The sequence below is a fragment of the Actinomadura sp. HBU206391 genome, assembly GCF_014323665.1.
In the GTDB taxonomy this organism is placed as follows: domain Bacteria; phylum Actinomycetota; class Actinomycetes; order Streptosporangiales; family Streptosporangiaceae; genus Actinomadura_C.
In genome coordinates this window covers 1-5,410 of record NZ_JABVEB010000325.1, presented here as the reverse complement: position 1 = coordinate 5,410, position 5,410 = coordinate 1, and the positions used below count along the sequence as shown (strand labels likewise).

Below are 5,410 nucleotides of genomic sequence, written 5' to 3'. Positions count from 1 at the left end.
GGACGTGTTCCTGGCCGGCGAACGGGTCGCGCTGACGCCCACGGAGTTGCGGTTGCTTCTGGAGTTCGCGGCACATCCGGGGATCGTGCTGGACCGCCAGACGCTGCTGCGCAACGTCTGGGACTACGGCTGGGACGGTGACAGCCGCGTCGTCGACCTCTGCGTGCAGCGACTGCGTAAGAAGATAGGCGCCGACCGGATCGAGACGGTCCGCGGCTTCGGATACAAGCTGCGGCGATGAGGTGAGACACATCGCCCGAATGACACGGTTCGCCCGAGTGCCACGGGAGCTGCTGAACTGGAGGTCACTGCGCTGGAAGATCGCCGCGCTGGTGGCCATGGCGTCCTGCTCGGTGGCGCTGGCCGTCGGAGTGCTGGTCCATCGAAGCACCCTTGAGCGCTCCATGAGCGTGAACAGTGGCCAGGCCCTGGTCGCGCTCGCGTCCGCGATCGGCGGCCAGCAGCGTACGGGCATACCGGCCGACGCCATCCTGCATCGCGAGGTGATCCCGCCGGCACTGCTGCGGCAGGTCGAGAGCACAGGGCGGGAGAGCACCTGGTACGACGACCGCCGGCCGGACACTCCCTGGATGTGGGCCGCCGGGCGCTTCGACGGCGAGGTGCTGGCCGTGAAGGTCGAGGTGGGGACCGACCTGCGCAGCCGGCAGGCCCTCGACCGGCACATCAAGATCGCCTCTCTCGCCGTGCTCGCCGTGGTCGTGCCCCTGGCCGCGCTGGCGGCCGAGTTGCCGGGCCGGAGGCTCAGGCGCGTGGCGAGGACCGCGCGGCGCATCGCGGGCGGCGATCTGGACGCTCGCACCACGGCGGCCGGCCGGGGCGGCGACGAGATCACCGAGATCTCGGCCACCGTCGACTCGATGGCCGACACCCTGCAGGAGCGGCTGCTGGTCGAACAACGTTTCACCGCCGATGTCGCGCACGAGCTGCGCACCCCGCTGATGGGCCTGGTCACCTCCGCCGGTCTCCTTCCGGAGAGCGAGGCCACCGAGCTGGTCAGAGACCGGGTGCAGGTGCTACGGGTGCTGGTCGAGGACCTGCTGGAGATCTCCCGCCTGGACGCGGGTGTGGAACACGCCGATCTCAGACCCGTGGCGCTGGGCGACCTCGCGGCGGACTCGCTGGCCCGGACGGGGCTCGAGACCCGGCTGTTCGTCGCCGGCGCACCCGTGGCCGAGACCGATCCGAGGCGCCTCGACCGGATCATCGCCAACCTGGTCGTCAACGCCCACCGGCACGGCCGCGTACCGGTCGAGGTCACCGTGGACGAAGCGACGATCACCGTACGCGATCACGGCTCCGGCTTTCCCAACGCCCTGCTCGCCGGCGGACCGCAGCGCTTTCGCACCGGCGCGGCCGAGCGGGGGCGCGGTCACGGCCTGGGACTGACCATCGCACTGGGTCAGGCTCGCGTCATCGGCGCTGTTCTCGCCTTCTCCAATGCCGGCGACGGCGGCGCGATCGCCACGCTCCGGCTTCCGGGTGGCATCGGGCGCGTGCACTGAGGCCCGGCCGATGCGCAGCCGATCGGCTTGGGCGGTCTCTTAGGAGGGCCAGTCCGAGTTCTCGATGACCTCGACGAAGTCGATGTGCCTGAAGCCAGGGACGAAGTGTTCGAGGACGTCGGCGTTGACCGTGCCGAACGTGGTGTCGGGACGGTCCTTGAACCCCTCGGTGAAGGCGGCGAGGATCTGGCGTTTGAAGTCCGGACGTGGGTGGGCCGCCGTGACCTCGGCGATCTGCTCGGGGGCCAGCTCGCCGTACCCGATGCCGAGGACATCGGTCTCTACGCCCGCCGTCACCAGCGCCACCTCCGGTTCGAGCCGGTACGGCACCTCGGGCGTGGTGTGCAGCGCGATGGCCTCCCAGACGAGGCGGATGTCGGTCTCCGGCACGCCGTGGGCGGTCAGGAACCGCCGGGCCTCATCGGCTCCGTCCATCTCGAAGCGCTGATCGGTACGCCGGTAGGTCTCGGTCAGTCCGAGGTCGTGGAACATCGCGCCCACGTAGAGCAGCTCGGGGTCGGCTCGAAGGCCGAGCCGCCGACCCTGCAGCGAGCCGAACAGGAACACCCGGCGGGAGTGGTGGAACAGCAGCGGCGACGCCGCCTCCCGGACGAGTTCGGTGGCCTCGGCCGCCAATGCCGAATCGGGAATCTCGATCTCGGCGATGGTCTCGGTCATGATTCTTACCCCCACTGCGGACCGCCGTGTGGATCTGCTCTTTCATGGTGACAGGCGGCGGCGCGCAGGTGGTGCACGGACCGGGCGGTGAGAACCGTACGGCGGAGGAGGCTGAGGCTTCGCGCTCGCGCCGGCGGGCGGCTCTCGAACACCGGTCGTGCGGGCGACGCGGTGACCGATGGCCCGCCGCGTACTCGGACCCCGCCCATACCGAACCGGACAAAAGTGTATTAAAGGGTTGTTATGTCTAAGGTCAACTGGTAATTTGAAGCCTGCTGCAGCGCCCACGATCCCCTTCGTGGGACGCCGCAGCGGGCGACCGTCGTCAGACGGTCAGACCACCAGGACGGGCCGAGATCGCTGACGTGAGGCGCCGGCCGCGCTGGTGACTACTTCGAGAGAGTGACACGTATCGGGGTGCTTTCCCGGTGCGTCAGTGTCCGTGCCCGGAGTGTCCGGAATCTCCGTGGTGCCGGTCGCCGAAGTGTCGGCCGTCGAAGCCATGGTGGTGGCCGTAGTCGGCCGACACGGGACGCCACTTGCCGTTTTTCCACTGGTAGAAGCGGTGACCGTCGAACCAGTAGCGGCTGCCGTGGTCGTTGCTGTACCAGTCGCCGTGGTCGTTGCGGTCCCACGACCGCTTCCCGTCCCAGCGGTGGTCGCGATGGTCCTGCTGTGCGGACTGGCTCGTGGCGGCACCGCCGTGGTTCTGGCCCTCGGGTGTGGCCGCCGAGGCGGCGCCACCGGCGGCGAGAAGGATCCCGCCCGCCACCGCGAAGGTCGCCGCCGTGGTCGCGAGACGCCGTGTGATCGTACTCATGATCGTTGTTCTCCTTGCTCCGCACGCCTGGTCCAGTGGTTCCGGACGATGTGCGTGCGCTGTGTTCCGTGGGCGTCAACCTGCTATATGTCCCCTTTAGTCCTAATCGTCCAGTTCTGTGACGCTACTCACCGCAGTTTCGAGCCAACGCACCGGCACCAATGTCGTCCATGTCCCCCAACACCGAACGCCGGTCGGCGAACCTCGGCGGTCGTCACCCACTCTCGTGATCATGCAGTTGTGCACGCCGGACCCTCGGGTGGTCGGTACTCGGGGCCTGTAGGCCGCGTGGCATGCGAATAACTGCATGATCACGGGAGTGGACGGCTGCGGGAACCTGCGGCGGCGGTGGCACCCAGTCCGTGATCATGCAGTTGTGCGCGGCATCAACCTTGGCCGGCGGGGGCTTGGCGGTCCTTGGGCCTCGTGGCGCGCGAACAATTGCATGATCACAGATGGAGGGGGATCGTCGGCGCGTGACGACCACCGCGCCGCGGCATCACCCGGAGCGGTCATCGGTCACCCGTGCGGCACCCTGCACATGAGCATTCGGCGGCATTCGGACGGCCCGGTCGGCGTACGATGCCCCGGTGACGTGGACGGCACTGGGCCTTGTAGCGGATTTCCGCGCGGGGCGTGCCTCGGCGGCCGGCGTCGCGCACGCGCTGTTGGAGCGGCTCGACCGTCTGGCGCCGGTGATCGGTGCCGTGGCGGCGGTCGACCACGGCCGGGTCATCGCCGAGGCCGAGGCGGCGGATCGCCGGTTGCGCGCCGGGCGGGGGCGCCCACTGGAGGGCGTGCCGTTCACGGTCAAGGACTGGATCGATGTCGAGGGCTGGCCCGTGTCGGGCGCGACCGGGGACGATCCGGGCGACCCTGAGCGGGTGCCTCGTGCGGACGCGACCGCGGTGGCCCGGTTGCGCGCGGCGGGTGGCATCGTCGTGGCGATCAGTTCCGTCCTGGCGGAGAGCGCCGCGCACGGGATCACGAGGAATCCCCGTGATGTGGCTAGGGCGCCCGGTGGATCATCGTCGGGCGCGGCGGCGTTGGTGGCGGCGGGTGCGCCGCCGCTGGCCTTGGGCAGCGACTCGGGCGGCAGCCTCCGGCTGCCCGCTGCGTGGTGCGGCGTGGCCACCCTCAAGCCGACGTTCGGGCGGGTGCCGCTCACCGGGCATTTTCCGCGATGCGGCTCGCTCGAGGACGGGCGCACCGTGATCGGGCCGCTGGCGTTGACCGTGGGGGATCTCGCCGCCGTTCTGCCGGTCATCGCCGGTCCGGACGGGCTCGACGCGGGTGTCGTACCGGTGCCGCTGGGAGATCCGGCCACGGTCGAGGTGACGTCGCTACGCGTCGGCGTCACCGACGGCGGGCTCGACGAGCCGGTCAGCGCGGTGGTGAGCACGATGGTGAAGGCCGGCGCGACCTTCGTTCCCACGCCGGTGCCGGATGTGCGCGCGGAGGCGCTCGAGTTGACCCGCCGTTACTGGGGGCGTGCTCGACTCAGCGGCGCCGACAACGTGCGGCTGCTCTGGGACTGGGACCGGTTCCGGCGCCGTCTGCTGGTCGCGACCGCCGGCATCGACGTGGTGATCGCGCCGGCCACCACAGAGCCGGCGCCGCTGTGGCGCGAATCGATCGACACCGACTATCTGTGGACCATCCCGTGGAGCCTCACCGGCGCCCCGGTCGTCGTCGTGCCGGTCGGCGACCATGACGGCCTGCCGATCGCCGTCCAGGTCATCGGCCGGCCCTGGGAGGACCACGTCGCACTGGCCGCCGCACGTGTCATCGAAGCGTCGGCTCCCGAGCCGATCGCGGCTCACCCGGAGATCTGATCAGAGAGCACCGAGCGGGCCTCGTCGATCTTGTCGACGCACAGCGCGAAGACGGCTTCTCCCTGGCATACCGAGACGGGCAGCAGCCACTCGACGTTGATCTCGGCGTTCGCCAGCCTGCGCGCGAACTTGGCGCCCTCGCCGGGCCGGTCGGCGCACCTCACCTGGATCGCCGGGTGTTCGGTGAACTCGATGCCGGCGCCCTCCAGCGCCGCGGCGGCGGCCGGCTCGTCATTCGTGGTGAAGTAGACCACGCCGTGATCGCCGGCGGTCGCTCCGCTCGGCTCGATGTTGACGCCGCTGCCTCCGAGCACCTCGCACAGATGGGCCAACTCGCCGGGCTGGTTCTTGAGTTCGACGGTATAGATCTTCATGGCGGACCTCCCTGGTCCTGGCCCGAATCCCCTGGTCCTGGCCCGAATCCCCTGGTCCTGGGCCAAATCTCATCAATTCACCACGTTACGCCGGCCGTTGGTGGGGACGTCTCCCGGCCGCGCTTCGGCGGCCGCCGATTCCGGTTCGGCCGCGGACCGGGCTCTGCCGGAAGGCCCGGC

At 69.9% G+C, this 5,410-nt stretch carries 6 protein-coding genes; 3 read left to right on the top strand and 3 right to left on the bottom strand.

What is annotated here, in order from left to right; translation table 11 throughout:
- The coding region (locus HKK72_RS35460) for a winged helix-turn-helix domain-containing protein (RefSeq protein WP_187238780.1) at positions 1–241 on the top strand (241 nt) is incomplete at its 5' end.
- Between the two features lie 19 nt (positions 242–260).
- Complete coding sequence (locus HKK72_RS35455; RefSeq protein WP_187238779.1) at positions 261–1,523, top strand: sensor histidine kinase; 1,263 nt, start codon at positions 261–263, stop codon at positions 1,521–1,523.
- A 39-nt stretch (positions 1,524–1,562) separates the two neighbouring features.
- Here the strand turns inward: HKK72_RS35455 and HKK72_RS35450 are convergent, their stop codons facing one another.
- Together HKK72_RS35450 and HKK72_RS35445 are read right to left on the bottom strand one after the other, a co-directional pair.
- The gene (locus HKK72_RS35450; protein ID WP_187238778.1) at positions 1,563–2,201 is read right to left on the bottom strand and encodes an HD domain-containing protein; all 639 of its coding nucleotides are present in this window, start codon (positions 2,199–2,201) and stop codon (positions 1,563–1,565) included.
- Between the two features lie 433 nt (positions 2,202–2,634).
- On the bottom strand, positions 2,635–3,021 hold the full coding sequence (locus HKK72_RS35445) for a hypothetical protein (RefSeq protein ID WP_187238777.1): 387 nt from the start codon (positions 3,019–3,021) through the stop codon (positions 2,635–2,637).
- Between the two features lie 590 nt (positions 3,022–3,611).
- Between HKK72_RS35445 and HKK72_RS35440 the strand changes: the two genes are divergently transcribed.
- Positions 3,612–4,856 (top strand): amidase, encoded by a 1,245-nt coding sequence (locus tag HKK72_RS35440; RefSeq protein WP_187238776.1) that lies wholly within the window; start codon positions 3,612–3,614, stop codon positions 4,854–4,856.
- Here the strand turns inward: HKK72_RS35440 and HKK72_RS35435 are convergent.
- Complete coding sequence (locus HKK72_RS35435) at positions 4,841–5,230, bottom strand: hypothetical protein (protein WP_187238775.1); 390 nt, start codon at positions 5,228–5,230, stop codon at positions 4,841–4,843. The genes HKK72_RS35440 and HKK72_RS35435 overlap by 16 nt on opposite strands.
- Positions 5,231–5,410: the final 180 nt, after the last annotated feature.

Coding starts and splice junctions, on each gene's coding strand:
- HKK72_RS35455 (WP_187238779.1), top strand. CDS start 261: ATGACACGGTTCGCCCGAGTGCCACGGGAGCTGCTGAACTGGAGGTCA.
- HKK72_RS35450 (WP_187238778.1), bottom strand. CDS start 2,201: ATGACCGAGACCATCGCCGAGATCGAGATTCCCGATTCGGCATTGGCG.
- HKK72_RS35445 (WP_187238777.1), bottom strand. CDS start 3,021: ATGAGTACGATCACACGGCGTCTCGCGACCACGGCGGCGACCTTCGCG.
- HKK72_RS35435 (WP_187238775.1), bottom strand. CDS start 5,230: ATGAAGATCTATACCGTCGAACTCAAGAACCAGCCCGGCGAGTTGGCC.